This window comes from Gemmata palustris, from assembly GCF_017939745.1.
Taxonomy (GTDB): domain Bacteria; phylum Planctomycetota; class Planctomycetia; order Gemmatales; family Gemmataceae; genus Gemmata; species Gemmata palustris.
Genome location: NZ_JAGKQQ010000001.1, coordinates 2,221,555 through 2,245,356, shown reverse-complemented (window position 1 = coordinate 2,245,356; position 23,802 = coordinate 2,221,555). Strand labels below are relative to the sequence as shown.

Genomic DNA, 23,802 nt, shown 5'->3' with positions numbered 1-23,802 from the left:
GGCCTCGGTATGGCCGGACGAATCCCCACACCTATCCAGCGTTTCCTTCAACGCCGCCGCAGCTCGCCAACCGTAACACAACCCATTTGACTGTCAACCGCCCATGACCGGCTCCCGCGACGCAGACACGGACACGATCACCGCCTCGCAGCAGGACGTGATCGAGCCCGTGCTCATGGCGAACCTCGAGTTCGACAGCGGCGACCTGCTCGCCCATTCCAGCCTCGGCAACCTCGTGTTCGACGGCCAGACCTATCTCGGGGTGGGCAAGTTCGGCGGCATCACGGCGGCGGAAGAGAACAGCGACCTTTCCCGCTCGCCCATCAGCCTGACCCTCTCGAACATCCCCGGCGACATGGGGGCCATCGTGCTCGGCGAGCACTACCAGGGGCGACGCGCGACCATCTACCTCGGCTACTTCGACCCGGCCACGGGCCTGCTCGTGGGCGACCCCGTCATCCTCTACCGCGGGCGCATGGACGCGGCCCGCATCAGGCAGGGCCAGACGTTTGTGGTCACCGTGTCGATCGAGAACCGCTTCGCCGCCTGGGATAAGCCGAAGGTCCGGCGCTACAACAACGCCGACCAGCAGAGCCGCCACCCCGGGGACAAGGGGTGCCAGTACGTCGAGCAGGCGGTGGAAAAGGAAATTGTGTGGGGCGGGAAAGGCTGATGAGGATCGAGGGCTGGGAAGGGTTGCTGAACGAGCACATCGAGCAGGCGCGGCACGTCGAGTTCGAGTGGGGCATGAACGACTGCGCCCTTTGGGCTGCTGATTGGGTGAAGAAGGCCAACGGCAACGACTTCGCCTCCGCCTGGCGCGGTCTCTACTCGTCCGAAGCCGAGCTTGAGCAGCTCATGGCCGAGCGCGAACTGGAACTCCCGGCCGACATCGCCGACGACGTCGGTCTGCCCCAGATGCACGTCGGGTTCGCCCAGCGGGGCGACATCGTCCAGCACCCCCAAGGGTGCCTCGGAATCTGCAACGGGATGCACAGCTACTTCCTGATGGAACGCGGCGTCACCCGCCTTCGCACGAAGGACTGCGTTAAGGCGTGGAGGGTCGGCTAGTGCCACCGGCAATCCCCATCATCGCCGCTGCTGCCGGGTACGCTGCCGCGAACGCCGCCGCCGGGGCCATCACCCTCGCCGCGTTCGGTGCGGGCGTCGGATCGTTCGGAGCCGCGATCACCATCGGTACGATCGCCTCTGGCGTGATCGGCCTGGGCGTGGCCGCAGCCATCAACGCGGTCGGGACCCGGGCCGTCTCGAACAAGCCGAAGGCGGCCGGGAACTTCACCCAGACCGCCGAGGGGCAGAAGGTCATGCTCCGCACCTCGGTGGAGAGCCACAAGATCATCTACGGGGAGTCGCGTGTCTCCGGCCCGCTCCTGTTCGCCGCCTCCACGGACAGTGGGCCGGTCCCCTCCGGTGCGCCCGTCTCCGGCACGAACGTCATGCTCCACCTGGTCATCGCCCTTGCGGGCCACGAGGTGGAGAGCATCGACACGATCTACCTCGACGACAAGCCGATCACCTTGAACGCGGACGGGTACGCCACGAACCTGCCCTACGCCTATCTCCCCGTCGGGACGGCACTTACCGCTTCGATCAGTTCGGCGGTGCGGAACAACGAGGTGGTCACCGTCACCACGTCGTCGGCCCACGGCTTCACGGCGGGCGATCAGGTGGACGTGACCGTCAACACCGACGGCTCGATGAGCGGCAACTTCATCATCCTCGCGACCCCGACTTCGACGACGTTCACCTACAGCAACGGCGGCCCGAACGTCTCGGCCTCCGGCGGCACGGCCACGGACAACACGATTTCGGGCACCCAGAACAGCTACGTCCGCGTGAAAAAGCACACCGGGGCCATCGGCCAGGACGCCGACGCTGACCTGGTCGCCGAGGTGGCAGACTGGGACAGCAGCCACCGACTGAACGGCATCGCGTACATCTACGTCCGGCTCCAGTTCTCCCGGGAGGTGTTCTCCTCGATCCCCAACTTCAGCGCCGTGGTGCGGGGCAAGAAGCTCTACGATCCCCGCGACGGGATCACCGCCTACAGCACGAACTCGGCCCTGTGCATTCGCGACTACCTGACCTCGGACTACGGCTTCGAGTGCGCAGCCGACGAGATCAACGACGACTTCTTCGAGGCCGCCGCCAACGCCTGCGACGAGGATGTCGCCCTGACCTCCGGCGGCACGCAGAAGCGATACACGACCAACGGCGTTGTCGACACCGCCATCGCCCCGCTCGACAACCTGAACGCCCTCGTGGCCTCGATGGCCGGGACGGTGACCTACGTCCAGGGGAAGTTCCGGGCCTATGCGGGTACTTACGACGCCCCCGCAGGCGACATCGATCTCGACATGCTGGCCGGGGAGATCGAGATCATCACCCGCACGCCCCGACAGCAGCTCTTCAACGCTGTGAAGGGCACCTATGTCGACCCGGCCCGGCGCTGGCAGGCGACCGACTTCCCCTTCGTGATCAACCCCACATATCAGGAGCAGGACGGGAACCAGCAAATCTTCCGGGACATCCAGCTTCCCTTCACGAGCCACCCCGAGGCCGCCCAGCGCATCGCCAAGGTAATCCTTGAGCAGGCCCGGCAGGGGATCATCGTGGATCTGACCCTCAACCACCACGCGCTGCAATTCGCGGTCTGGGACACGGTGCGGTTCACCAACGCGCCCGTGGGGTGGGAAAATAAGGTGTTCCGCCTCCGCAAGATGTCCACGACGGGCCTCGGCCCGATCCAGGTCACCCTGCAGGAGGAGAGCAGCGCCAGTTACGAATGGGCGAACGGCGAGGCCACCGTTCTCGACCCCGCTCCTGACACCAACCTGCCCAATCCGCAGATCGTCTCCGCCCCATCCGGGCTTGCGTACAGCTCGCGTGCCGTTGCGGCATCGGGCGGCATCAGCGTCTACAACCTCGTTGCTCTCTGGAACCCGCACCCGGACATCTTCGTCCAGCAGGGCGGGCAGATCGAGACGCGGTACAAGCTCTCCAGCGAGACCGAGTGGCGTCCGTCGTTCTTCGTCAGGGGCGAACTCACGGCCGCCGACATCATCACCAGCTCGCTCGGCGAGAGCTACGACATCGGCATCCGCGCGGTGAACACCGCAGGCAGGCCGTCGAACTGGACGACGCTGACCAACTGCGTCATCGGCTCGTCCGGCGGTGTGTCCATCACGAACGACTGGGGCGACTGGACGACATCTCCGGGTGCGACCCTCGACTACGGCGACTTCACCACGCCCCCGTCCGTGACGGACGACTGGGGTTATTACAGCTAAGGAAGGCACCATGGCATGACGACGACCCAAACCCAACTCCGCCGCGACACGGCGACGAACGTCCAGGCGGCCACGCCCGCCGCGGGCGAGCCCGGATACGACTCGACCAACAAGCGATTCATCATCGGCGACGGCGTGACCGCTGGGGGCATCCCGCACGCTTCGTTCGCGGACGTGCAGAAGCAGGGCTTCGCGTATTCAACCGTGGGGGGCACGGCGAACGCGATCACGCTGACCAACTCGCCCGCGGTTACCTCCTACTCCGGCGGCTGCCTCAAGCTCCAGTTCAAGGCAGCGAACACGAACAGCGGCACCACGACCGTGAACGTGGACGGCCTAGGCACCAAGAACATCTACAAGCTGTACAACGGGTCGCTCGTCGCGCTCTCTGCGGGCGACATCGTCAGCGGGGCCATCTACGAGATCGCATACGACGGCACCCAGTTCCAAATCAAGGGGCTACCGAACGCCGCACCAGATGCGTACCCCGGTGCCGTCACCGGCGCGCTGTCCGGCCACCCTTTCGCGCTCACGGTGGATTTCACCACCTACAGCGCGTACAGCCTGATCATCGTGGAGGGCAACTCGTCCGGGCTTGCCTCGAACCTCGCGCTTGAGGTGAGTTCAAATGGCGGTGGCTTATACGTTCCAATCGGGACGAGCGGGGCATTTGGCCAGACCGGCGCGGCCTTCTACCGCAGCTATATCGTCACCCAGCCCAGCGCGAGCGGCCCGGCCTACGCGGTGGGCGAACAGACCGGCGGAAAAGCGGCGATGTCCGCAGCCGTGAACCGCGTCCGAATCGGCAACGACAACGGCTACGTCTTCACCGGCGGCAGCGTCATTCTTCAGCCGCTCACGAAACGATAGAGAGGGTTCATGCTCGTAGGGGTTCTGTTCACTTCCGCCTTCGCCTTCCTCAACCGCGCCCGCGGCTCCAAGCTCTTCGACCAAACCACCTCGACCACCGTTGCTCGCCTCGTTTCGACCTTCTTCATGGCCCTGCTGGTGCTGCTGGTGTCCGTGAACTGGCCTGCCGCCGCATGGGCGTGGGTTGCACTCTTCCTCTGGGCCGTCCCGGAGTGGGGGAAGTACATGGGGGCTGCGTGCGGCAACCGGATCGACTCCACGGAGAAGGGCTTCATCCTGTCGGAGTGGGTGCTTGCCTGCGTTGCGGCCCGTGACAGCCGGGTGCGCGGTCTGATCGGGACAGCCGTCCGCATGGCCCTGGCCGCCCCGTGCGTGGCGGGCGTCGGATTCCTGACCGGCGGGGCGGTGTGGCCCGCGTCGCTCACACCGTTCATGGCCGTGCCCTACTTCTGGCTGAGCTACTTCCTGGATTCCGGGCGGTCGTGGAAGTACGGCGAGTACGCTGCGGGGGCGCTACTGGGTGCGGCGTTGTGGCTAGCGATAGCGTCGTAATCGTTGCGCGAACGCAACAGTTGGTGTAACATCTTTATGGATTCTTTATGGCAGGAGCCCGATGAGTAACACTCCCCACCGCTGGCTCTCTTTCGACCCCACCATTCATGCCGGGCATGTCCTCACCGCCGTGACCATCGCGGTCTCAGCTATTGGTATCTGGTTCGGGATGCAGAACGACATCTCCCAACTCAAGCTAGCCGACAAGGCGCACGATGCCCGCTTCTCCACAATTGAGGAGCACGCAACCGCCGACCGCCGCGAGACGGATCGAAAGTTCGAGGGCATGGTGCGTGAGAACAACCAGGCCCTCACCAAACTTCGAGACGACATGCAGGGGTGGTTTATGGTGCTGGGAGACAAACTCGACCGGAAAGCGGACAAGCGGTGACGGCGTTCGGGCTGCACCCACAGGAGCAAGCCCATGGAGCCGTCGCGTAATGCTTATCCCGAACGACTTGCTCTCCTGCTTGAGCGGGAGTGCCGCCTGGCTGGCGTCGATATTGAACCGGAAACTACGAAAATCATCGAGAAACTGAGGAGGGGACGTGAAACTGAACGCCAAACGGAAGCGCGCCATCAAGCGTCGCGTGATGAACTTTGAAACCTTCAACGGGGCGTTCGTCATGCTGCCGTGGGGTGCGGGGTTCATCTACTGCGGCCTGTACGATCTGCGGCTGGGCTACAGCTACGCACTTTTATCCGTCGGGGTGACGCTCGTCATCTGGGGGCTGCGGAAGGTGACCGTTGACCGCGTGAAGCAGAAGCTCAAGCAGGAGCGGATGCTGGAAGAGTACCTACGGGACGCCTCACGGTGATTCTCGCCTCCCTCCTCCTCATGCTTGCTGATAACCCGACGTGCCGCCCGTGCAAGGTAAGCCCGGCCGGGATTGGCCTGATCCAGCACTTCGAGGGCTACTCGCCGTTCGTATACGAGGACGTGGCTGGAAAAAAGACCATCGGCTTCGGCCACCTCATCCTGCCGGGGGAGCGGTTCCGCGAGCCGATGCTGCCGGACGAAGCCACCAAGCTGTTGGAGAAGGACGCCGCCCGCACCGTGTCCGGGGTCAACCGCATGGTCCGGGTGCCGCTGCGGCAAGGTCAGGCCGACAGCCTGCACTCGTTTGCCTTCAACCTTGGCACCGGGGCGCTGCAGTCGTCCACGCTCCTCAAGCGGGTGAACTCCGGGCGGCACGCCGACGTGCCGGGGGAGTTCCTCCTCTGGAACAAGGCGCGGGTGGGCGGCGTGCTGCGGGTGTTCCCGGGATTAACCAGACGAAGGGAGGCCGAGAGTGAGTTTTACCAACTGGATTAAACTGGGGGCTGTGCTCGCAGCTATCGCGCTGTTCGGCTACCTCAACTCCCGCCTCGACCGGGCGAACGAAGCCGACGCACTGGAGAGGCGGGTGGAAGAGCTGAACTCTGCCGCCTCCGAGAAGGACCGCAAGGCCGCCGAGCTGGAGACAGAGCTACAGGCCATGCGGCTTCAAGCCACCGAGATTAACCGAAAATGGAGTAACCTGCGTGCTGAAAAGAATCGCCCTGTGTGCCGCCTTGATGATGCCACTATCGGCCTGCTCAAATCCGCCAGCGCACCAGACGCCCGCTAACGCGAGGGCGGATTGCCCATCGGTGCGCGTCTTCGACGGCGAAATCTCCGATGACGTTGTTACGGACTATCTCGAACTCGTGGCGATGTACAAGGAGTGCGCGGCCAGGCACCGGGCGGTAAGCCAGTGAGCTGGGGGTTTTTACCGCTGGGAATCGCCGCAGCGGGGGCCGTCGAGCTGCGCCCCGCCAATACCGAGATCAAACCGCTGTGAGCCTCATCTGCGACTTCTGTTCGCGGCCGCTCAAGCGTCACGAAGGCACGATTTTCGTTGAATCGACGAGCAAACTGGTGCATATCTGCGAGCATTGCATTCCCAAGCTCGTGGCCGTTGTGGCCGCGAAGCGGGACGAAAGACAGGTAGACCAGCCTTCGTGACCAAACTCCGATTCGCATTCCTCACCAACGAGCGCCTTCGCACGCAGGCTACCGGCTTCCTGGCTCTCCTCACCGTCTGCTCGCTCTCGTTCCTCGCCGCGTGCGCCATGTGCCCTCGCACCTCTGACCGCTGCCCCCATCTTCCCATCCAGTTCGAGCCCCTCTCGTGACCCACATTCCACCCGGCATCGTTCACACCCACATTCCGCCGGGGCTGATGGGACTAGTCAAGGAAACTCAGGCGATGGCCAGCAAGTCCGAGGGCCGGATGGCACTCGTTCTGGAAAAGGTTGCCGTTGGTGCCGTCATCCTCACCGGCGTAGTCGCCGCGGTCCACGCCGCCAAAGAAGTCATGCGGATGTTCGATAAGCCCGGTCACCACCACGGCCCCGGGCGGTAGCCTTTCCGGTTGGCATCTCCGCCGCACCGTGTTAATCCTGGGCCTGCACTTCAACCAGCAAGCCCATGCCCCGCTTCTCCGACCGCTTCCGCCCGTCCAGCAAGAACCCCTCACATGTTGCCCGCGAGCAAGCCCGCCGCGGGCTGTTCGACGATCTCCTCGAGGACGACTCCCCCGAGGGGCTTTCCGGTGCCGAGATACAGCCGCAACCGCCCGGTTCAAGCTGCAATGGGGCCCTTCCCATTTCGCTTGAGCCGTCCGGCCAAGCGGCTGTTCCTGTTTCTGCCGAAAAGCCCCCGTTGGAGGGGCTTCCCACGTCAGGAGCACCCATGGAACTTTCCCCGACCGGCCTGAAGGCCAAAGCCCACGACTTGATCGCCGCCATCCGCACGCTGAAAACCGTCGAGCGGGAGCAGCGACCGCCCACCGACGACGAGATGCAGGCCCTCCGCCGGTTCGGCGGGTTTGGCCCCGTCGCCCTGCACATCTTCCCCGACCCCGCCACGAGCCTGTTCAAGAACGGCTGGGAAGACACCGGCCGCGAGCTGCGGGCCCTCCTCACCCCCTCCGAGTACGACAGCGCCAAGCGCACCGTCTTCACCCAGTTCTTCACTTCCCCCACAGTCGTCGCGTCTATCTACTCGGCCCTTTCGCGTTTCGGCGTCCCAGCCGGCGCCACCGTGCTCGAACCGGGGTGCGGCACCGGGCTGTTCATGACCGGCCAGCACCGTTACCTCGGGGTGGAGATGGACGCCGTGTCAGGCCGCATCGCCCGCCTGCTGCACCCGCAGGCCGACATCCGCATCGAGAACTTCCGGGACACCAAGCTGCCGCCGCTGGACGCGGTGATCGGCAACGTGCCGTTCGCCGACCTGAAACTGGAACTGAACGGCGAGAAACTCTCCCTGCACGACTACTTCATCGCCAAGTCGGTGGACGCGCTCAAGCCGGGCGGGGTACTGGCCGTCGTCACGTCGCACTACACGCTGGACAAGCAAAACGCCTCCGCCCGCGAGTCGCTGGCCTCCAAGGCTGACTTCCTCGGAGCAATCCGGCTGCCGTCCGACGCCTTCAAGCGGGAGGGCACGGCCGTCGTCACCGACATCCTGTTCCTGCGGAAGCGTGAGCCGGGCCAGGAACCGAAACACGCCGACCCGGCATGGACGGGAACCGGCCCGCTGATGGTCGAGGACGCCACCGTGGCGGTGAACCGCTACTTCCTGACGCACCCGGAAATGGTGCTCGGCCAGTGGAGCCGCAAGGACACGCTCTATGGCGGGGAGGGGTACAGCGTCACCGGCACCGGCGACCTCGCCTCCCAGCTCCGCATCGCCGTCGGCAAACTGCCCCGGTTCGAACCGACGCGGGTGGAGGCGCAAAGCGTCAGGCCGCCGCCGCTCAAGCATGAAAGTTCAGTTTGCGATTCCGCGCAAGTTAGCAAGTTCGTCCCGCCCCCGCCGCTCAAGCACATCGCCGAGGGCAGCTTCTTCGTCCACGACAAGCGCATTCACCAGATGGTGGACGGGAAGGCAGAGCCCGTCGTCTACGGCGGCGGGGAGCTGTGGGCGGGCGGTGCGCTCAGCGGCCGCAGGATGGGCGATCTGATCGAACTCCGCGACCTCGCCCGCCGCGTCCTCCAATCCCAGAACGAGGGCTGGCCGGAAGCCAACCGCGAGCATGTCCGCCGGTCGCTGAACGCCGCTTACGACCGCTTCCACTCCGCCTACGGGCCAATCAACAAGACCACGTTCAGCGAAACTGCAACCGCCACCATCCGCCGGATGCCCAACCTGGTGAAATTCCGGGAAGACCCGGACGCCATGCTGGTCATGTCGCTGGAGGAGTACGACGAGGCCACGGGTAAGGCGACGAAGGCCGCGATCATGCGCCAGGACGTGGTGGGGCCGAAGCCGGCTGTCACCCGCGTCACCACCGCTGAGGAGGGGCTGCTCGTGTCCCTCGACCAGCGGGGCGGTATCGACCTGCCGTTTATCGCCGGGCTGTACGGCAAGCCGGAGGCGGAGATCGTCCGCGAGCTAGGCGACCTGATCTACCGCGACCCGGAGTCGAAGCGGTGGGAGACGGCCGACGCCTACCTGTCGGGCAACGTCCGGGCCAAGCTGGCCGCAGCCGAGAAGGCCGGGCCGGAGTTCGCCCGCAACGCCGACGCCCTCCGACAGGTGCAGCCCGAGGACGTGCTGCCCGGCGACATCGACGCCAACCTCGGCGCGCCGTGGATTCCGGCGAGCGACATCCAGGCGTTCGCGGCCGAGCTGTTCGGCGTGCCGGCCGAGTCGGTGAAGGTCGGGCACCTGAAGAAGGACGCCGTGTGGAGCGTCGAGCCGGACTACCGGGCGCTAAACTCGGTGGCAGCGACCGCCGACTACGGCACCGGCCGCATCAACGGCACCGCGCTGCTCGACCAGGCGCTCAACATGAAAACACCCGTCATCTACGACACGATCACGTCGGCGACCGGCGGAGACCAGCGGGTGGTGAACACGACCGAGACGCTGGCGGCGAAGGAAAAGCAGCGGCAGATCAAGGAGCGGTTCCGCCAGTGGATCTTCGCCGACCCCGACCGCACCGAGCTGCTGGTGCGGGACTACAACGACGCCTTCAACAACCTCCGCCCCCGCCTGTTCGACGGATCGCACCTCGATTTCCCAGGGATGAGCAAGGCGTTCGAGTTGCGGCAACACCAGAAGGATGCCGTCTGGCGGTGCATGACGGGCGGCAACACCCTGCTGGCACACGTCGTCGGAGCTGGGAAAACCGCCTGCATGGTCACCTCAGCAATGAAGATGCGGCAGGCCGGGCTTGCCAAGAAACCGATGGTGGTGGTCCCCAACCACATGCTGGAGCAGATCACCCGCGAGTGGCTGCAGATTTACCCGAACGCCCGCATTCTGACCGCGTCGAAGGACGACTTCACCAAGGAGCGGCGGAAGTACCTGACGGCGAAGATCGCCACCGGCGACTGGGACGGCATCGTGGTCACCCACTCCGGGTTCGAGCGGATGGGCATGTCCAGCGAGTTCCAGGAGCGATTCCTCCGCGAGCAGATCGCCGAGTACGAGTCGCTGCTGGTGGACAAGGCGTCGAAGGGCCGGAACATCATCAAGACGCTGGAGAAGCAGAAGGCTGCCCGCGAGGAGCGGCTCAAGTCCCTCTTGGCCGAGGACAAGAAGGACGACGGGCTGGTGTTCGACGAGCTGGGCGTTGACCAGGTGTTCATCGACGAGGCCCACTACTTCAAGAACCTCGAAACCCCGACCAAGATGGAGCGGGTCGCGGGCATCCAGACCGGCGGCTCGGAGCGGGCGTTCGACCTGTACATGAAGTGCCGCTACCTGGACGAGCAGCACGCAGGCCGCGGCACCGTGTTCGCCACCGGCACCCCGATCAGCAACACGATGGTCGAGATGTACACCATGCAGCGGTTTCTCGACCCGGCGGGCCTCCGCTCCCGCGGCATCGAGCACTTCGACGCCTGGGCGGCCACCTTCGGCGAGGTGGTCGAGGCGATGGAGATCAGCCCGGACGGCGCCACGCTCAAGCCCCGCAGCCGGTTCGCCAAGTTCGTGAACCTGCCCGAGTTGGTACAGATGTTCCGGGCGTTCGCCGACGTGCAGACGGCGGACATGCTGAACCTGCCCCGGCCAACCCTGGAGGGCGGCAAGCCGCAGACGGTCGCCTGCCCGATGTCGGACGCCCAGTGCGAGGCCCAGGCCGCGCTAGTGGCCCGGTACGAGAAGATCCGCAACGAGCGGGTGGACCCGCGCATCGACAACGCCCTGGCCATCACCACCGATGGCCGCAAGCTCGCCCTCGACGGCCGGATGCTCGGTGCGGGAGGTGACTTCCCCGACTCGAAGGTGAACGCGCTGGTGCGGAACGTCGTCTGCATCTGGAAGAAGACCGAGGACCGCCGGGGCACGCAGATGGTGTTCTGCGACATGGGCGTCCACCCCAACCCGTTCTCTGTGTACGACGAGATCGCCTCGAAGCTCGCCGACCACGGCATCCCCGCCAGCCAGATCGCTGTCATTGGCGACGCCGACACCGACGCGAAGAAAAACGCCCTGTTCGAGAAGGTGCGGCAGGGCACGGTGCGGGTGCTGATCGGCAGCACCTCGAAGATGGGCACCGGCACCAACGTGCAGAAGCGTCTAGTGGCCCTCCACCACCTGGACGCCCCGTGGAAGCCCGCCGAGGTGGAGCAGCGGGAGGGCCGCATCCTCCGGCAGGGGAACACGAACGCGGAAGTCGCCATCTACCGTTACGTCACCGAGGGGAGCTTCGACGCCTACATGTGGCAAGCGCTGGAAACGAAGGCGAAGTTCATCGCCCAGATCATGACCGGCGACTGCGCGGTGCGGAAGGCGGAAGACATCGGCGGGCAAGAACTCAGCTACGCCGAGGTGAAGGCCATCGCGTCCGGGAACCCGGCCGTGCTCACACTGGCCGAGACCGACGCCGAGTTGCAGCGGCTGGCCATCCTGCGGAAGAATCACCACGACGAGCAATTCCTCGCGCGGCGGAACATCAAGGAGCTTCCCGACCGCATCCGCAGCCTGACCGGGCGAATCGAGAAGCTGGGGCAGGACATGGCTACGCTGGAAGCCCATCAGGGCGACCGGGTCACGGTCGGCAACCGCACGCTCTCGAACGCCGACGCGGTGGAGGCACTGACCGCACGGATGGAGCGCTTGCCGCAGCACGTCAGCGAGCACCGCACCGTCCCCGTCGGCACCTACCGCGGGCTTGCTTACGGCTTCCTCCTGCACCCGCTGGGCGGCATGGAGACCTACCTCGACGGCCAAGTCATGCGGCGAGCCGAGTTGCGGGACGGAGCCGGGGCGCGGGCGGCGCTGAACGCGGTGGAACGCATCGCCGCGGGCTACGGGCTGGAAAGGGAGCGTGCCGAGCAGGACAAGGACGTGGCGGAAGGGCAGCTCGCCGATTACCAGACCCGCATCGGGGCGGTGTTCCGGCACGCCGAGTACGAAAGGCAGCTAGCTGACCTGCGGGACAAGTTGAAGGCTGGGCTTTCGGAGAAGGAACCGAAGGAGGGCGAGCCGACCGTGGCCGAACTGGACGCGCGGATCAAAACGCTGCGGGCGTCGAACGCTGTCGAAGCCACCCCGGCGCGGGTCGGGAGTAAGCCGCAGACGCGGGCGGAAAAGCCGGTGACGGCGCGAATCACGAGGCCCGAGCCGGTCGCCGAGCCGCAGCCAGTTGTCGAGCCGGTGCAGGCGGCCCCACCCGCCGACGACGAGTCCGACGACACGCCGGGAGGGAACGTCATCGCGCTGCCGCCCGCGCCGAAACCGCCAGCCCCAACGCACGCCGGGCAGGTGACGCAGCGCCGCAAGCCGCAACAACTCAGCCTGTTTTAAGGCGGCCCCTCCACCCACTCCCTCCGGCTCAAGGATGGCGTGTCAGGCACCGCCGCCTCTGGCCGCAGTTCGTCGGGGCCGCACCGTCTGCGACGGCCCCGACAAACCACGACCGACGGCGACGGGATGGCAGACAGGCACTGGCTTCGCATCAAAAGCAGAAGTGGCGACCAGGATCGCTGTTTGCTAGCTTCAGCAGAGGAATACCCCATCACGGGTGACGAATGTCAGCCCGACGCGCCAAAGGGCCGAATCACATGGCCAAGCACAATACGGTTGTCCGGCATCTCGTCGGGTACGATGCGCCGCAGATCCCAAATTCGATGTGTGGCCCCGACGCGCTCGCCGAGCTCCTCGTACACGCACGAAAATGGAGAAAAGAGGCGTTCGGTGAGGATGGCGGTGCAGGTGACGCCGCTGCAAAACTGACCGACGACGGCTTACGGAAACTGATCAGCTTGACGTTCTACACAAGTCTGCTTCCTGAGGAGGGGCGATACCCACGCTTCAAACTGGTCTGCCGACGGGGGAGATCAGAGCAGACGGTGGCCAGATTTGATCCGGTGTCTTTAAGCGAATCGCAACTTCACCGCCTCGCTCCGGCTTGCACCCGGCCAGACTGTGCATTGCTCGTCACCGAAGGCGAGAGCGGGCTATTCTGCGACGGTGTAGAGCGCGTCGGAGGACTGGCTTACTCGGTCCAGCCCGGGCGTATTGGTGTCTTGGCTGAGGGGCGAGCGGCGGAGTTGCTGGTCGAAGTGTTCGGCCCGGGGCACTTCCGCGCGACAGAGGTGTACCCGGGATACGAGTATAAGGCCGGCAAGGTTCGTGCCCTCACGGGTTTCGACGCCCCACCCGCGGCGAAATCGCTCGTGAAGGCCGTACAGGGTCGGATTTTGAAATCGCTGGACAAAAGCGACGAGGAACGGAACTCAGGCATTTCAATCGATGTGCAGACGGCGGTGCTTTACGTGCTGGCGAGAATGCTCCGAGCCGCCGTCGAGGCGCGCCACGGTGGCGCGTTCGTCTTACTCCCACCGGGGGTAACCAAACCGGAAAGCTGTAAGTTGCGGGTGCTTCATCGCACCACGGATCTTCACCTGGGGAGGGATCTGGAGGAACACTGCGCGGCTTGCCAGGATGCAGACGGGCGAAGAAGCTCAATCGCGACGGCCGAGCAGTCACGCGCAAAGCTGCTGACCAACGCGGACATGGTCGCGAATTTCAGCATGGTCGATGGGTGCGTCGTTCTCGGCCAGGACCTGCGCGTGTTTGGATTCGGGGCCAAGATTGAAGTTACTTCCAAAGCCGCAAGTGACGGCCTGAAGTTTACGAACGTCGAAAGTGGCGAGGTCTTCGAGAACCACGAGTTCATGAAGGCGCTCGGCGGCACACGTCACCAGTCAGTCGCACGACTCTGCCAGGCTCACCCAGGCGTCATGGTGTACACCGTGTCCCAAGACGGGGATCTGAAGCTCTTCAGCTCCGATGCAAAACATGCCTACGTGTATGGACCGCTCGACCTGCCCACGATCGACGGGGAGGTCATCGTAACGTAGGCTCACCGCCCCCGATACCGGTCTGCCAACCCGCTCCGCAAAATCGCGTCGCTGAGTGACGGCGTGTCGGGCGTCGAGCACTCCCCCAGCAGCCGACCGTACTTCTCACGTTTGCTCACGACGCAGCGAACCGTCTTCCCCTCGATCAGCAGACGCATGGCGTCCGTCGCCTCCTGAAACCCGGCCTCCCGCCGCTCCGGCGTATCAATCCGAGCCAGGCGGACGCGCTCGTCGCTGCAGCGGAGGGTGTCGCCGTCAATGGCGGTGCAGAGGGCGAAGACGTAGAGGAGGGAGGTCACGGCAGCGGCTCGCACTGGAGGGCCGCAATGTATTGCTGAATCTCGGCCGCCCGCCACCGGACCGTCTTTCGGCTGAACCGCACAGGCAGGGGAAACCCGTCCTGCTTTGCCATCCGCCAGAGCGTCCGCTTTGTCACCCGAAGCATGTCAGCGACTTGCCCAGGCTTCAACAGCCCGTCCTCCTGCGGGCGGTCATCCGGCATGTGCCCTCCGACGGTGCCGGATCGACGAGAGCAGGGACAACCCGATCAGGGACACGCCGATCAACCCGGTTACGACCTCGGGCACGTCCACACGCATGCTGACCAGCATGATCGCGGCCAGCGCCCCGATGCCCCAGTGCGCGCCGTGCTCCAGGTACCGGTACTCCTCCAGCGTCCCCTGGCGCACCAGGTAGACGGTCATGCTCCGGACGAACATGGCCCCGATGGCCAGGCCGATCATGATGACCACGATGTCGGTGGTGATGGCGAACGCCCCGATCACCCCGTCCAGCGAGAAGCTTGCGTCGAGTACCTCGAGGTACAGGAAACCGGCCGCTCCGGTGCGAGTCGCCATGCCCACGGCCGCGTCGGGGTCGCCGCATAGCCCGGCGAAACCCTTGACAGCGACAAATGTGGCTACCCCCGCTACCCCTGCGATCATCACGGTGAGCCGCTCATTCTCGGGCAGCGCGAATTGCACGAGCAACAGAACCACAAGGGAGACCGCGACCTCGACTGCTTCCAACCGCCCGAGCGACGCCAGCTTGCGCTCGACCCACCCAATCCAGTGGACCTCCTTCATCTCGTCGCACACGAAGCCGAGGAACACGAGCAACAGGAAAAGCCCGCCAAACGCGGCGATTCCTGTGTGCGCTTCCTTCAGGTGGACGGCGTACCGGGCCGGATCGTCCACCGCCATGACGGCGACCTGCATCACGCCCAACCCGGCCGCGATCGCGACGATGAGGATCGGGAACACCAACCGCATCCCGACCACGGCGATGAGAATGCCCCAGGTCAGGAACCGCTGCTGCCACTTGGAGTCCATACGCCGCAGCACGGCGGCGTTGACCACCGCGTTGTCGAACGACAGCGACACCTCCATGACCGACAGGAGGGCAGCGACGACGAGGGCGGCGGAGCCACCCCTGGCAAACGCCGCGAGGAGGCCGACGGCGGCAATGATCCATGGCAAGGTTTTCATTTCGCGTCCAGTCCCCGGAGTTTGGCGGTCCACGCCTTGAACACCTGACTGAACTGCGCCTCGGGCAAGACGACCAGCGCGATGAACAGCAGCGCTAGGATGCTTGTGAAGCCGAGGAAAAGGAGCACGAGGCCGATGCAGCCGATCCACGCGGTGAGCTTGTCTGCCTGGCCGAGGAGGTAATTTTTAACTTGTTCCATAGTGTCGTCCTTGATGTTGAGAGTGTTAATCGCCGCACGAGCCGGAGTCCGACCCGCTATCGCAACCGGAGTCGCCGCTGAAGAAAGAAGAAGCCACGTCTGTGAAGTCGGCGGTGTCTTCGACGGTCCGGCGCGCCGACTCGCAGAAGTGCGATCCAGAGACCCGCCGTTTACAGTGTTTGCAAGTTTTCATCGAGCGCCCCTTAAAGAAGATGGGCGGGGGCCAGAACCCCCGCCCGGTTGAGAATCAGGCCGCTACGGCAAGGCCGAAGCGTGTCGCCAACGCGCCCAGCTCGCCAGCGTCCGATTCGCCAATTGCCACGAAGTTCCAGTCCGCGCCTTCACGCACCAGTTTGCCCAGCACGAAGCTCGCGCCGGTAGCAGCGATCTGCGTGATGTCGTACTTCGCCAGTTCTTGCTGGTTCTCGGCGTTAACGATGCGGATGAACGCGTTGTCGAGATCCTTGAGGCTCTGGCCTTTCTGGGCAGCCTGATAGATGGAGGCCACGAACAGGATTTCCTGAATGCCCGTCGGAACGGTGGCCAGGTTGACATCGACCACCTCGTCGTCACCGTCGCCCGCGCCGGTCAGGTTGTCGCCCTGGCTCGCAACGGAGCCGCAGGCGGACGCCTTGTTGCCGAAGTACACGAAGTAGCCCTTGCCAGAGAGCTTGCCGTTGGCGTCGAGCATGAACGCCGCGAGGTCGAGGTCCATAGTGGCGCCGGCCTTCTTGACGTCCCAGCCAGCACCGGCGAAGACCTTCGTCAGGCCGGGGGCTTTCTTGGTGAGGGAGATGCTTTCGCCCTTTGACATTGAAACGGTATCGGTCATAATTGAAATCCTTTAAGATGTGATTGATGAAGTGACGCCGGCTGTCACCCGGCGCGGGGCCAAAAGTACACCACTGACATCCATTGTCAACAAAAAGATGAGGCCCCCGGTGATGAGCCGGGGGCTTTCCCATTTCCGCACTACCGACCTTGCGCTCTCGCCGTGTTCGCGCTCTGATGGATGGCGGAGGTGCCCGATGTGCTACTGCTGCCGCCGAAGAAATGTCCTGCCGAAGAACTGTAACTGCTCGAAGCCCGGAACCTGCCGCGAGTGCTTGAAGTGCCCGCGGCACTGCGAGTGCGGGAAACGGGCGAGGCTGCCGGGATGCGCAAGGCCCAAGCCAACGACGAAAGCCATAAGCAGCGAACCGTCAACTATGGGCGTGGTCCCACGCGAGTAGGTCAAGGCATATCGTAGGCACGCTCGCCGTAGCTGCGATGTGGCGCATCAGCGCCTGGATGTTGGCATACAGCTCTGGGCTTGTCACCCAGCCCATCGACGGGGCGGCCGGTATATCAATCGGTTCCCCGAACTCCTCGGATGCTGCGCACTGGCGGACGGCAGTCAGGCTGAACTCGTCGAGCGGGACATGCAGCAACGGGATAAGCAGCTGTCGGCTTTCGGCTGGCACCTCTGTGCAACAGGTGATCCGCTTGAAAAGCAGGTCCAGCAGCTTGCGTCCCGGGCCGAACTTTAGCGGCCTCTTCCCCTCGGCTTCCCAATAGCGGGTCAAATCCGCGGCATAGGATTCGAAGAACGCATCGTATGCCACCTGATCCTCAATCGCCCCGAATGCTTCCATCACGCTGTACGAGAGCCGAGACTTGGCCCAGCCCCGAAACACCTCGGACGGCGGCTTGGCCATTTTCTGAAACGATCGGAACGTGTTCGCGCCGACCGAATTTTTGATCAATGCCTCCAGGTCAGGGTCAGGTTTGAAGTAGTCCCTAAGAAGCCGCGCGCCCTCACGCTGTAGCGCTCGGACCAATTCATCCCGCGTATATTCTTCCGCCATGGTTGTTGGCTCCCCGGTTCGCGACAGTACGGCCCCTCCGTCCTGACATCTCAATCCGCCTCAGGTCTGCCCACAGTAGCATCGGGGCGGGACTTCACCAGCTTGTGCCCCTTTAGCGCGAACCCTTTCTCTGTCAGGCGCCTCGCCCACCCGTCCCGCGTTCCGATGCCGGATGCGTCCTCCAGCAGCCCTTGCTTCTCCTCCTGCTCGGTCAGCTTGGCGAACTTCGCCCTCAGCTTGTGGTCAGGATGCAGGAATGTTTCTTTCCGGTGCAGCACCGGCGGATTCGAGCTTTCCGCGTAGTCGTAGCACTCGATCTGCCTGGTTCGCAGGTTCAGCTTCACGCAGCGCAGCAGCGCCGGGTGCGGGTCGGACTCGAACTCTGGATATATCAGGTACGACAGTTTCCCAGTTCGGCGGTGAATCTTGATGAGGTTCGCGCCCTCTACCTCGCCGAGGTATGCTCGGCCGCAGCCCTCGTAGATTCGAAGTAGCGGCTCCAGCGAATCGATCGCTGATTGATGGACGTACAGGTCGTCCGGAAGCAGCTTGCCGACCGTGGCCCGCTTGCACGCCTCGTCAATGGCCGCCGCGTCGCCCGCTTTGAACAGTAACGCGTCGGCTTCGGCGCACGCCTTCGTGTACGCCCCGAAGAAGGCCTTCATGTCCCGCTGCAGCGTGAGGGGCAGGAGGGAAATCGCAGGGCGCTTGCGGAACCGCGAGAGGGCGAGGTACACCAGGATGTCCTCCCGGCGGCGGCGGGCAATGTCGTCCCACGCTTCCGTTCCGGTGAGCCGCTGCACGGCCGCGAACGCCCGCTTCAACGAACCGAACCGCTCGACCAGCGCCGCCGCTCCGGGGAACTCGTCCGTGTCGGGCACCCGGCCCAGCCCGGCGATGACCTCCATGAACGGTTCGAGCGCCTGCCGGATCTCCTCCGTCCGCAGTTCCGCGATGCGGCGGCGTGGAACGATCTCCCGCCTGCGGTACCGGTTGGCGAGGAACGCCTGCCGCCTCTCCTCGTCGCGGAACAGGTAGAACGTGCCGATGCCCGCCGGGATGGCTTCCGTCCCCAACTCGGCTTCGAGGTACGCCTTCAGCTCACTCTGCTCGAAGAACTTTTGGAACGTGTTCCGGCTCGTCAGCACACCGTCGCCGAACTCCACCGGATTCTTACCCCGCCCGGCCACCAGTACCTGCGCGGACACCGCCAGTACCTTCCGGCACAACCCCCACGCCGCCCGCAGCGTTTCGGCCCGTTCCCGCGTGTCCTCGATCACGTTCAGGACGTAGCCGAGGTTCACCACATCGGCTTCTGCTCTTGCACCGTCCGGACGGTGCGCCGGGTCCCAGCCGGAGCACGGAACGCCGTCGCCCGCGAGCAGTTCGAGGTCTTCACCCCTTCCGCAGCCGTAGTCGAAGAAAGTAACCCCTGCGGCCACAAGACCGTCACGGAGCAAACACTTTACCGGCCGGGAGAAGTCCCCGCGCCGGATGGCCGTTTTGTGACGCTGGATCGGACCCGGCAGCATAGGGATTCCCGAATCAGGGGTGATTGGGGGGTGGCTCGTGGCCGAAGAAACGGAAGGACCGCGCCTTGCGTCACTGCCGAGATTGTAAAACTAGGCTGACTAGCTACAGTCCCGATGACTGTCAAGACCCGTCGGATACAATTTACGCAGGGTGTGCCGTGTCGGCAGCTTGCGGTTCCTTGCGGAGTCGAACCACGGATGGGATTAGCGACGCAGTACCAGTTCTCGGGGCACGAAACGTTCCCCTTCCGCTACCCGTGGCTCAAGAAGGGCTTTGACGCCGTTCGGGGCGACGCGGGCGTGTTCGTGCGCGACGACGCGATCACCACCCTCGGCGTCGGAAAGAATATGGTACGATCCATCCGGCATTGGTGCCTGGCCGCCGGGGTGTTGGTGGACTCCGAGCGCGACGGCCTGCGCCCCTCGCAGTTCGGGGATGCCCTGCTTTCCGACGACGGGTTAGACCCGTACCTCGAAGACCCGGCGAGCCTCTGGCTGATCCACTGGCAGATCGCCACCAACCGCTACCGCAGCACGACCTGGTTCTGGGCGTTCAGCCACTTCCACGAGCCGGAGTTCACACGCGAGGCACTGACCTCGGCATTGTTCCGCTGGACGCAGACCTTGTCTGGCAAGCAGGTCGCCGAAAGCTCCGTCAAGCGGGATGTCGAGGTGTTCCTCCGCACCTACGCGCCGTCGCGGCAGGGCCGGGGCGACCTGGCCGAGGACTCACTCGACTGCCCGCTGGTTGACCTCGGACTCATCGTGCAGCCCGGAGGCGGCCAAACGTTCCAGTTCCGGCGGGGCCGCCAGCAGTCTCTCCCCGACGGGGTGCTGCTGTACGCGACGCTCGCGTTCTGGGAAGCCACCGCTCCGCAGGCCGGGACATTGGCCATTGCCGACATCGCCCGCCATCCCGCCAGCCCCGGCCGGGTGTTCAAGATCGACGAGTCGTCGCTGGTCGAACGGCTCGAAGGGGTCGAGCGCCTGACCGGGGGGGCGCTTTCCTTCGGTGAGACGGCGGGGCTGCGGCAGTTATACCGGCGGGAAAAGATGGACGCACAGGATGCGCTTGCGAGAGCTTTCGCCATCGGAGGGAGGACATGAGCGAGCACCCCTCTCTCGACACCCTCGTCACGGTCAATCCGCGTTTCGCCCGATCCGTTTCCATCACACGGGACACCGGCCGGAAGGACGCCCTCGACGGCTACATCCTGACCCCCAACGGGCGTGACATGCTCCGGCGGATGGCCGCCACGCTGCACGGGGAGACGACGACCCGCGCCTGGTCGCTGACCGGCCCTTACGGGTCCGGCAAGTCCTCGCTCGCCCTGCTCATCGCGCAGCTCCTGTCGGGTGAAGACGGGGTACGCCAGCAGGCCCGCCGATTCCTGACGGCGGTGGACCCTGACCTGACAGCCAGGTTGTTCGGCGCGGGGAGCGCGCTGGCCAAGAAGACCGGCCGCCTCCTGCCGGTGCTGGTGACGGGTTCGCGGCAGCCCCTCGACAAGGCACTGGCGACAAGTCTTGCCGCCTCGCTCCGTGCCGTCGCCACCCGCGGGCGTCCGCCCCAGATCATCGAACGGCTGGAACGGCTGGCCGCTGCACCGGCCCCCGCCGGGAGCGCCGTGGCCGGGATGTTTGAAGAGGCCGTCGAGTACCTTTCGCGGGTGGAAGGCGAGGCGTCCGGGCTGCTGCTGATCGTTGATGAACTCGGTAAGTTCCTGGAGTTCGGGGCCAGTAACCCCGAGCAGGGGGACGTGTTCGTCCTGCAGGAGCTGGCGGAGGCGGCAACGCGCTCGGCCCGCCCGTTCCTGTTCGTCACTATCCTGCACCAGTCGCTGGACCGCTACGCCGACCACCTCAGCCCCGGCCGCCGTGCCGAGTGGGCGAAGGTGCAGGGGCGGTTCGACGACGTGGCCTTCGAGGAACGGAGCGAACAGCTCCTCCGGCTGCTTAGCCACGCCATCCAGCACGAAGGGTCGGACACCGACCTCAAGCCCCTCCGCAAACAGGCGAAGGGGCTGGCGCAGGAAGCGGTAACAGCCGGGATTCGGGCGGCCGCCATGCCGGCGGGCGAGCTTGAGGACTGCCTCGCAGCCTGTTACCCACTGCACCCGCTCACCGCGGTGGTGCTCGGCCCGCTGTTCCGCCAACTCGCGCAGAACGAGCGGTCGCTGTTCGCCTTCCTCGCCTCCTCGGAGGCTCACGGGTTCCGCGAGTTCCTCAGCCAGGGCACCGTCAAGGGCGGGGCGTACCGGCTCGATTGCCTCTACGACTACGTTATGGCCTCCCTCGGGCCGGGCGTGTTCGCGCAGCACCGGGGCAAGCTGTGGGCCGAAGTCCAAACCGCCCTCGACCGGCTCCACGACGCCAGCGACGTGCAGGTCCGGCTCGCCAAGACCATCGGGCTTCTCCAGGCCCTTGGCCCGGCTGCGGGGTTCCCGGCATCGAGCACTGTGCTTGTGGCTGCCCTCCGCGGCGTGGCGGGTGAAGGCGAGGTCGAAGCGGCGCTGAAAGACCTGGCAAGGCAGTCGGTGGTGGTGTTTCGCCGCCACACCGGCAGCTATGCCCTATGGGAAGGCAGCGACGTTGATATCGAGGACCGGCTGCAAGCCGCCCGGCAGTCGGTGGAACGTGACCAGAGCCTTGCCGTGTTCCTGTCACGCCAGCTCCCGCCGCAATCGCTCATCGCCCGGCGCCACTACTTCCAGACCGGCACGCTCCGCTACTTCGAAGCGGTCTATTGCGGTCGGTCCGACCTACAGGGCGACCTGTTCAGCGGCGTGCTGGGCGGCGCGGGGGATGCCGACGGGCGGGTACTCTACTGCCTGCCGCGAGACCCGAGTGACCGGAAGGCGCTTCGGGAGCAGATCACGGCGGCCGGCGGTGACGTGCCGGTTGTCGCCGCGCTTCCAGGTGACGTATTCGACCTGCGGGAACTGTGCCACGAATTGGTATGCCTGCGGTGGGTCGCCGAGCACACCCCCGAATTGGAGGCCGACCGGACGGCCCGGCGGGAACTGAGTGCCCGCCTCGCCATCGCCGAGCAGAACCTGCGGTCGCACCTGGAGTGGGTGTTTTCCCCGGCTAATCCCGGCTGTGTCTGGTTCTGCCGGGGCGTCGAAGTGAAGCTGGCGACCGCCCGCCAGCTCAATGACGCGCTCTCTCGTGCCTGCGACGAGGTCTACCACGCCACCCCGCACTGGCGGAACGAGTTGATCAACCGTCGCTCCCTGTCTTCGTCGGCCGCGGCCGCCAGGCGGAACCTCATTGAGGCGATGTTCGAGCACCCGGAGCAGGAGGCGCTCGGCTTCAAGGGAACCCCGCCCGAACGCAGCATGTACGAAACGCTGCTGAAAGGGTCGCGGCTACACCGCAAGCAGGGCGGCGAGATGGGCTTCGCCCCGCCCGACAAGCAGGCCGACCCTGCAGTCCGCGAGGTGTGGAAGGCGATTGAGAGTTTCCTTGCCGAGACCGAGAGCGGAAAGAGGTCCGTCGAGCAATTATTCGCCACGCTGCGGCAGCCGCCCTTTGGCCTGAAGGACGGAGTGTTGCCGGTCCTCCTCGCTGCCGTGCTGGTCCACGCTCACTCGCAGGTGGCGCTGTACGAGGAGGGGTCATTCGTCCCAAAGCCGAACGCAGCCGTCTTCGAGCGGCTCTTCCGCACGCCTGCGAAATACGAATTGCAGCGGTTCCGTATCGCTGGGCCGCGCGCCGAGGTGTTCCAGCACTACGCGGCTATGATTCAGCGGGCGGCTGGAGACGAAGGCGACCTGCTGACCATCGTCAAGCCCATGGTCCGGCTGGCCAGGGAGCTTCCCGACTTCGTAACCAAAACGAGGCAGATCAGCGACACCGCCCAGAAGGTATTGAAGGCGGTGCGTGAGGCACGGCAGCCGGACAAGCTCCTGTTCGTCGATCTACCCGCGGCGTGCGGGCACCCGCCTTTTGAAGCGTCGGGTAAAGCTGACCAGAAGCAGATTGACGCCTACTTCGCGCAGCTCCGGGCGGCGTTCACCGAGTTGCAGCGGGCATACCCCAACCTCCTCGCCACCATCGAGTCGCTAACGCTCAGGGCTTTCGGGGAGACAGCTCCGCTGCCCGCCGCCCGCAAGCGCATCGACCACCATGCCCGGTTGGTACTGAACGTGGCGGTGGAGGCCAAGCTCAAGGCGTTCCTGCTGCGGGTGACGGACGACGGGGTGGATGACCCTACCTGGCTGGAGTCCATTTCCACTTTGCTGGCGGGCAAGCCCCCGGCACACTGGGACGACCAGGACCGTGCCCGTTTCGAGGTGCAGCTCGCGGCAGCCGCCCGGAACTTCGAGCACTACCGAGTGCTGGCCCTGGAGATGGAGCGCACCGGCTACGCCCTGCTGGACGGCGACAAATCTATGCTGCTGGTCAGCATCACCGTCCCCGAGCGCGGAGGGGTGGAGAAGGTGGTGCAGGTGCCGCCTGAAATGTCCCCGCAGGCGAACCGCGTGCGTGAGGAAGTCCGTCGGGTGCTGCGTGATGAAAAGGTGCTGGACCGGAAGGACGTGAGCGTGGCCATCCTGGCCGAACTGGTCCGGCAGCTCATGGACGAAGCAGAGCGTGCCGGATGATGACCACCCGAGCTAACAACTGCGTGACGAGCGCGGGAGAATCCC

At 65.1% G+C, this 23,802-nt stretch carries 21 protein-coding genes; 14 read left to right on the top strand and 7 right to left on the bottom strand.

Translation table 11 applies throughout. From position 1 onward, the window contains the following. The first annotated feature begins 103 nt into the window (after positions 1-103). From J8F10_RS08845 to J8F10_RS08790, 12 genes are all read left to right on the top strand, one after another. A complete protein-coding gene (locus tag J8F10_RS08845) occupies positions 104-673 on the top strand; it encodes a hypothetical protein (RefSeq protein ID WP_210653468.1) in 570 nt (189 codons plus the stop codon). Next, complete coding sequence (locus J8F10_RS08840; RefSeq protein ID WP_210653467.1) at positions 673-1,071, top strand: DUF6950 family protein; 399 nt, start codon at positions 673-675, stop codon at positions 1,069-1,071. The genes J8F10_RS08845 and J8F10_RS08840 overlap by 1 nt, the downstream gene beginning before the upstream one ends. Next, positions 1,071-3,311: a phage tail protein gene (locus J8F10_RS39770; protein ID WP_210653466.1), complete on the top strand. Its 2,241-nt coding sequence runs from the start codon at positions 1,071-1,073 to the stop codon at positions 3,309-3,311. Before J8F10_RS08840 ends, J8F10_RS39770 begins: the two co-directional genes overlap by 1 nt. 15 nt (positions 3,312-3,326) lie before the next feature. Beyond that, positions 3,327-4,181, top strand: a complete 855-nt coding sequence (locus J8F10_RS08830; protein WP_210653465.1) for a hyaluronate lyase N-terminal domain-containing protein — start codon at positions 3,327-3,329, stop codon at positions 4,179-4,181. Between the two features lie 9 nt (positions 4,182-4,190). After that, on the top strand, positions 4,191-4,733 hold the full coding sequence (locus tag J8F10_RS08825; protein ID WP_210653464.1) for a hypothetical protein: 543 nt from the start codon (positions 4,191-4,193) through the stop codon (positions 4,731-4,733). Between the two features lie 61 nt (positions 4,734-4,794). Next, positions 4,795-5,124 carry a hypothetical protein gene (locus J8F10_RS08820; RefSeq protein WP_210653463.1) on the top strand — a complete coding sequence of 110 codons (330 nt, stop codon included), beginning with the start codon at positions 4,795-4,797 and terminating at the stop codon, positions 5,122-5,124. A 157-nt stretch (positions 5,125-5,281) separates the two neighbouring features. Further along, entirely contained in the window at positions 5,282-5,551 is a 270-nt protein-coding gene (locus J8F10_RS08815; RefSeq protein ID WP_210653462.1) for a hypothetical protein, read from the top strand. Continuing rightward, positions 5,548-6,048 (top strand): lysozyme, encoded by a 501-nt coding sequence (locus J8F10_RS39765; protein WP_210653461.1) that lies wholly within the window; start codon positions 5,548-5,550, stop codon positions 6,046-6,048. The genes J8F10_RS08815 and J8F10_RS39765 overlap by 4 nt, the downstream gene beginning before the upstream one ends. Further along, the gene (locus tag J8F10_RS08805) at positions 6,026-6,343 is read left to right on the top strand and encodes a hypothetical protein (RefSeq protein WP_210653460.1); all 318 of its coding nucleotides are present in this window, start codon (positions 6,026-6,028) and stop codon (positions 6,341-6,343) included. The genes J8F10_RS39765 and J8F10_RS08805 overlap by 23 nt, the downstream gene beginning before the upstream one ends. Positions 6,344-6,886: 543 nt before the next feature. After that, complete coding sequence (locus J8F10_RS08800; RefSeq protein WP_210653459.1) at positions 6,887-7,120, top strand: hypothetical protein; 234 nt, start codon at positions 6,887-6,889, stop codon at positions 7,118-7,120. 329 nt (positions 7,121-7,449) lie between these two features. Next, positions 7,450-12,522, top strand: coding sequence for a DEAD/DEAH box helicase family protein (locus J8F10_RS08795; protein ID WP_210653458.1), 5,073 nt, complete (start codon positions 7,450-7,452; stop codon positions 12,520-12,522). 257 nt (positions 12,523-12,779) lie between these two features. Continuing rightward, positions 12,780-14,081 (top strand): putative sensor domain DACNV-containing protein, encoded by a 1,302-nt coding sequence (locus tag J8F10_RS08790; protein WP_210653457.1) that lies wholly within the window; start codon positions 12,780-12,782, stop codon positions 14,079-14,081. Between the two features lie 2 nt (positions 14,082-14,083). Here the strand turns inward: J8F10_RS08790 and J8F10_RS08785 are convergent, their stop codons facing one another. The 7 genes from J8F10_RS08785 to J8F10_RS08755 form a co-directional block, all read right to left on the bottom strand. Next, entirely contained in the window at positions 14,084-14,380 is a 297-nt protein-coding gene (locus tag J8F10_RS08785; RefSeq protein ID WP_210653456.1) for a thermonuclease family protein, read from the bottom strand. After that, complete coding sequence (locus tag J8F10_RS40730) at positions 14,377-14,583, bottom strand: helix-turn-helix transcriptional regulator (RefSeq protein WP_390891103.1); 207 nt, start codon at positions 14,581-14,583, stop codon at positions 14,377-14,379. Before J8F10_RS40730 ends, J8F10_RS08785 begins: the two co-directional genes overlap by 4 nt. Further along, the gene (locus tag J8F10_RS08775; RefSeq protein WP_210653454.1) at positions 14,573-15,568 is read right to left on the bottom strand and encodes a DUF475 domain-containing protein; all 996 of its coding nucleotides are present in this window, start codon (positions 15,566-15,568) and stop codon (positions 14,573-14,575) included. Before J8F10_RS08775 ends, J8F10_RS40730 begins: the two co-directional genes overlap by 11 nt. Beyond that, complete coding sequence (locus J8F10_RS08770) at positions 15,565-15,768, bottom strand: hypothetical protein (RefSeq protein ID WP_210653453.1); 204 nt, start codon at positions 15,766-15,768, stop codon at positions 15,565-15,567. Before J8F10_RS08770 ends, J8F10_RS08775 begins: the two co-directional genes overlap by 4 nt. Positions 15,769-16,015: 247 nt before the next feature. Then, entirely contained in the window at positions 16,016-16,600 is a 585-nt protein-coding gene (locus J8F10_RS08765) for a TerD family protein (RefSeq protein ID WP_210653452.1), read from the bottom strand. 370 nt (positions 16,601-16,970) lie between these two features. Beyond that, complete coding sequence (locus tag J8F10_RS08760) at positions 16,971-17,615, bottom strand: hypothetical protein (RefSeq protein ID WP_210653451.1); 645 nt, start codon at positions 17,613-17,615, stop codon at positions 16,971-16,973. 50 nt (positions 17,616-17,665) lie between these two features. Beyond that, positions 17,666-19,147 carry a DNA phosphorothioation-associated putative methyltransferase gene (locus J8F10_RS08755; protein WP_210653450.1) on the bottom strand — a complete coding sequence of 494 codons (1,482 nt, stop codon included), beginning with the start codon at positions 19,145-19,147 and terminating at the stop codon, positions 17,666-17,668. A gap of 198 nt (positions 19,148-19,345) precedes the next feature. Here J8F10_RS08755 and J8F10_RS08750 point away from each other — a divergent pair, with 198 nt between their 5' ends. Both J8F10_RS08750 and J8F10_RS08745 read left to right on the top strand, forming a co-directional pair. Then, on the top strand, positions 19,346-20,254 hold the full coding sequence (locus tag J8F10_RS08750) for a DUF4007 family protein (RefSeq protein WP_210653449.1): 909 nt from the start codon (positions 19,346-19,348) through the stop codon (positions 20,252-20,254). Beyond that, positions 20,251-23,757: a hypothetical protein gene (locus J8F10_RS08745; protein WP_210653448.1), complete on the top strand. Its 3,507-nt coding sequence runs from the start codon at positions 20,251-20,253 to the stop codon at positions 23,755-23,757. The genes J8F10_RS08750 and J8F10_RS08745 overlap by 4 nt, the downstream gene beginning before the upstream one ends. Positions 23,758-23,802 lie beyond the last annotated feature (45 nt).

Excerpts from the sequence above, each read along its gene's own strand:
- J8F10_RS08845 (WP_210653468.1), top strand. The coding sequence starts at position 104 with ATGACCGGCTCCCGCGACGCAGACACGGACACGATCACCGCCTCGCAG.
- J8F10_RS08840 (WP_210653467.1), top strand. The coding sequence starts at position 673 with ATGAGGATCGAGGGCTGGGAAGGGTTGCTGAACGAGCACATCGAGCAG.
- J8F10_RS08830 (WP_210653465.1), top strand. The coding sequence starts at position 3,327 with ATGACGACGACCCAAACCCAACTCCGCCGCGACACGGCGACGAACGTC.
- J8F10_RS08825 (WP_210653464.1), top strand. The coding sequence starts at position 4,191 with ATGCTCGTAGGGGTTCTGTTCACTTCCGCCTTCGCCTTCCTCAACCGC.
- J8F10_RS08820 (WP_210653463.1), top strand. The coding sequence starts at position 4,795 with ATGAGTAACACTCCCCACCGCTGGCTCTCTTTCGACCCCACCATTCAT.
- J8F10_RS08795 (WP_210653458.1), top strand. The coding sequence starts at position 7,450 with ATGGAACTTTCCCCGACCGGCCTGAAGGCCAAAGCCCACGACTTGATC.
- J8F10_RS08790 (WP_210653457.1), top strand. The coding sequence starts at position 12,780 with ATGGCCAAGCACAATACGGTTGTCCGGCATCTCGTCGGGTACGATGCG.
- J8F10_RS40730 (WP_390891103.1), bottom strand. The coding sequence starts at position 14,583 with ATGCCGGATGACCGCCCGCAGGAGGACGGGCTGTTGAAGCCTGGGCAA.
- J8F10_RS08775 (WP_210653454.1), bottom strand. The coding sequence starts at position 15,568 with ATGAAAACCTTGCCATGGATCATTGCCGCCGTCGGCCTCCTCGCGGCG.
- J8F10_RS08770 (WP_210653453.1), bottom strand. The coding sequence starts at position 15,768 with ATGGAACAAGTTAAAAATTACCTCCTCGGCCAGGCAGACAAGCTCACC.
- J8F10_RS08765 (WP_210653452.1), bottom strand. The coding sequence starts at position 16,600 with ATGACCGATACCGTTTCAATGTCAAAGGGCGAAAGCATCTCCCTCACC.
- J8F10_RS08760 (WP_210653451.1), bottom strand. The coding sequence starts at position 17,615 with ATGGCGGAAGAATATACGCGGGATGAATTGGTCCGAGCGCTACAGCGT.
- J8F10_RS08755 (WP_210653450.1), bottom strand. The coding sequence starts at position 19,147 with ATGCTGCCGGGTCCGATCCAGCGTCACAAAACGGCCATCCGGCGCGGG.
- J8F10_RS08750 (WP_210653449.1), top strand. The coding sequence starts at position 19,346 with ATGGGATTAGCGACGCAGTACCAGTTCTCGGGGCACGAAACGTTCCCC.
- J8F10_RS08745 (WP_210653448.1), top strand. The coding sequence starts at position 20,251 with ATGAGCGAGCACCCCTCTCTCGACACCCTCGTCACGGTCAATCCGCGT.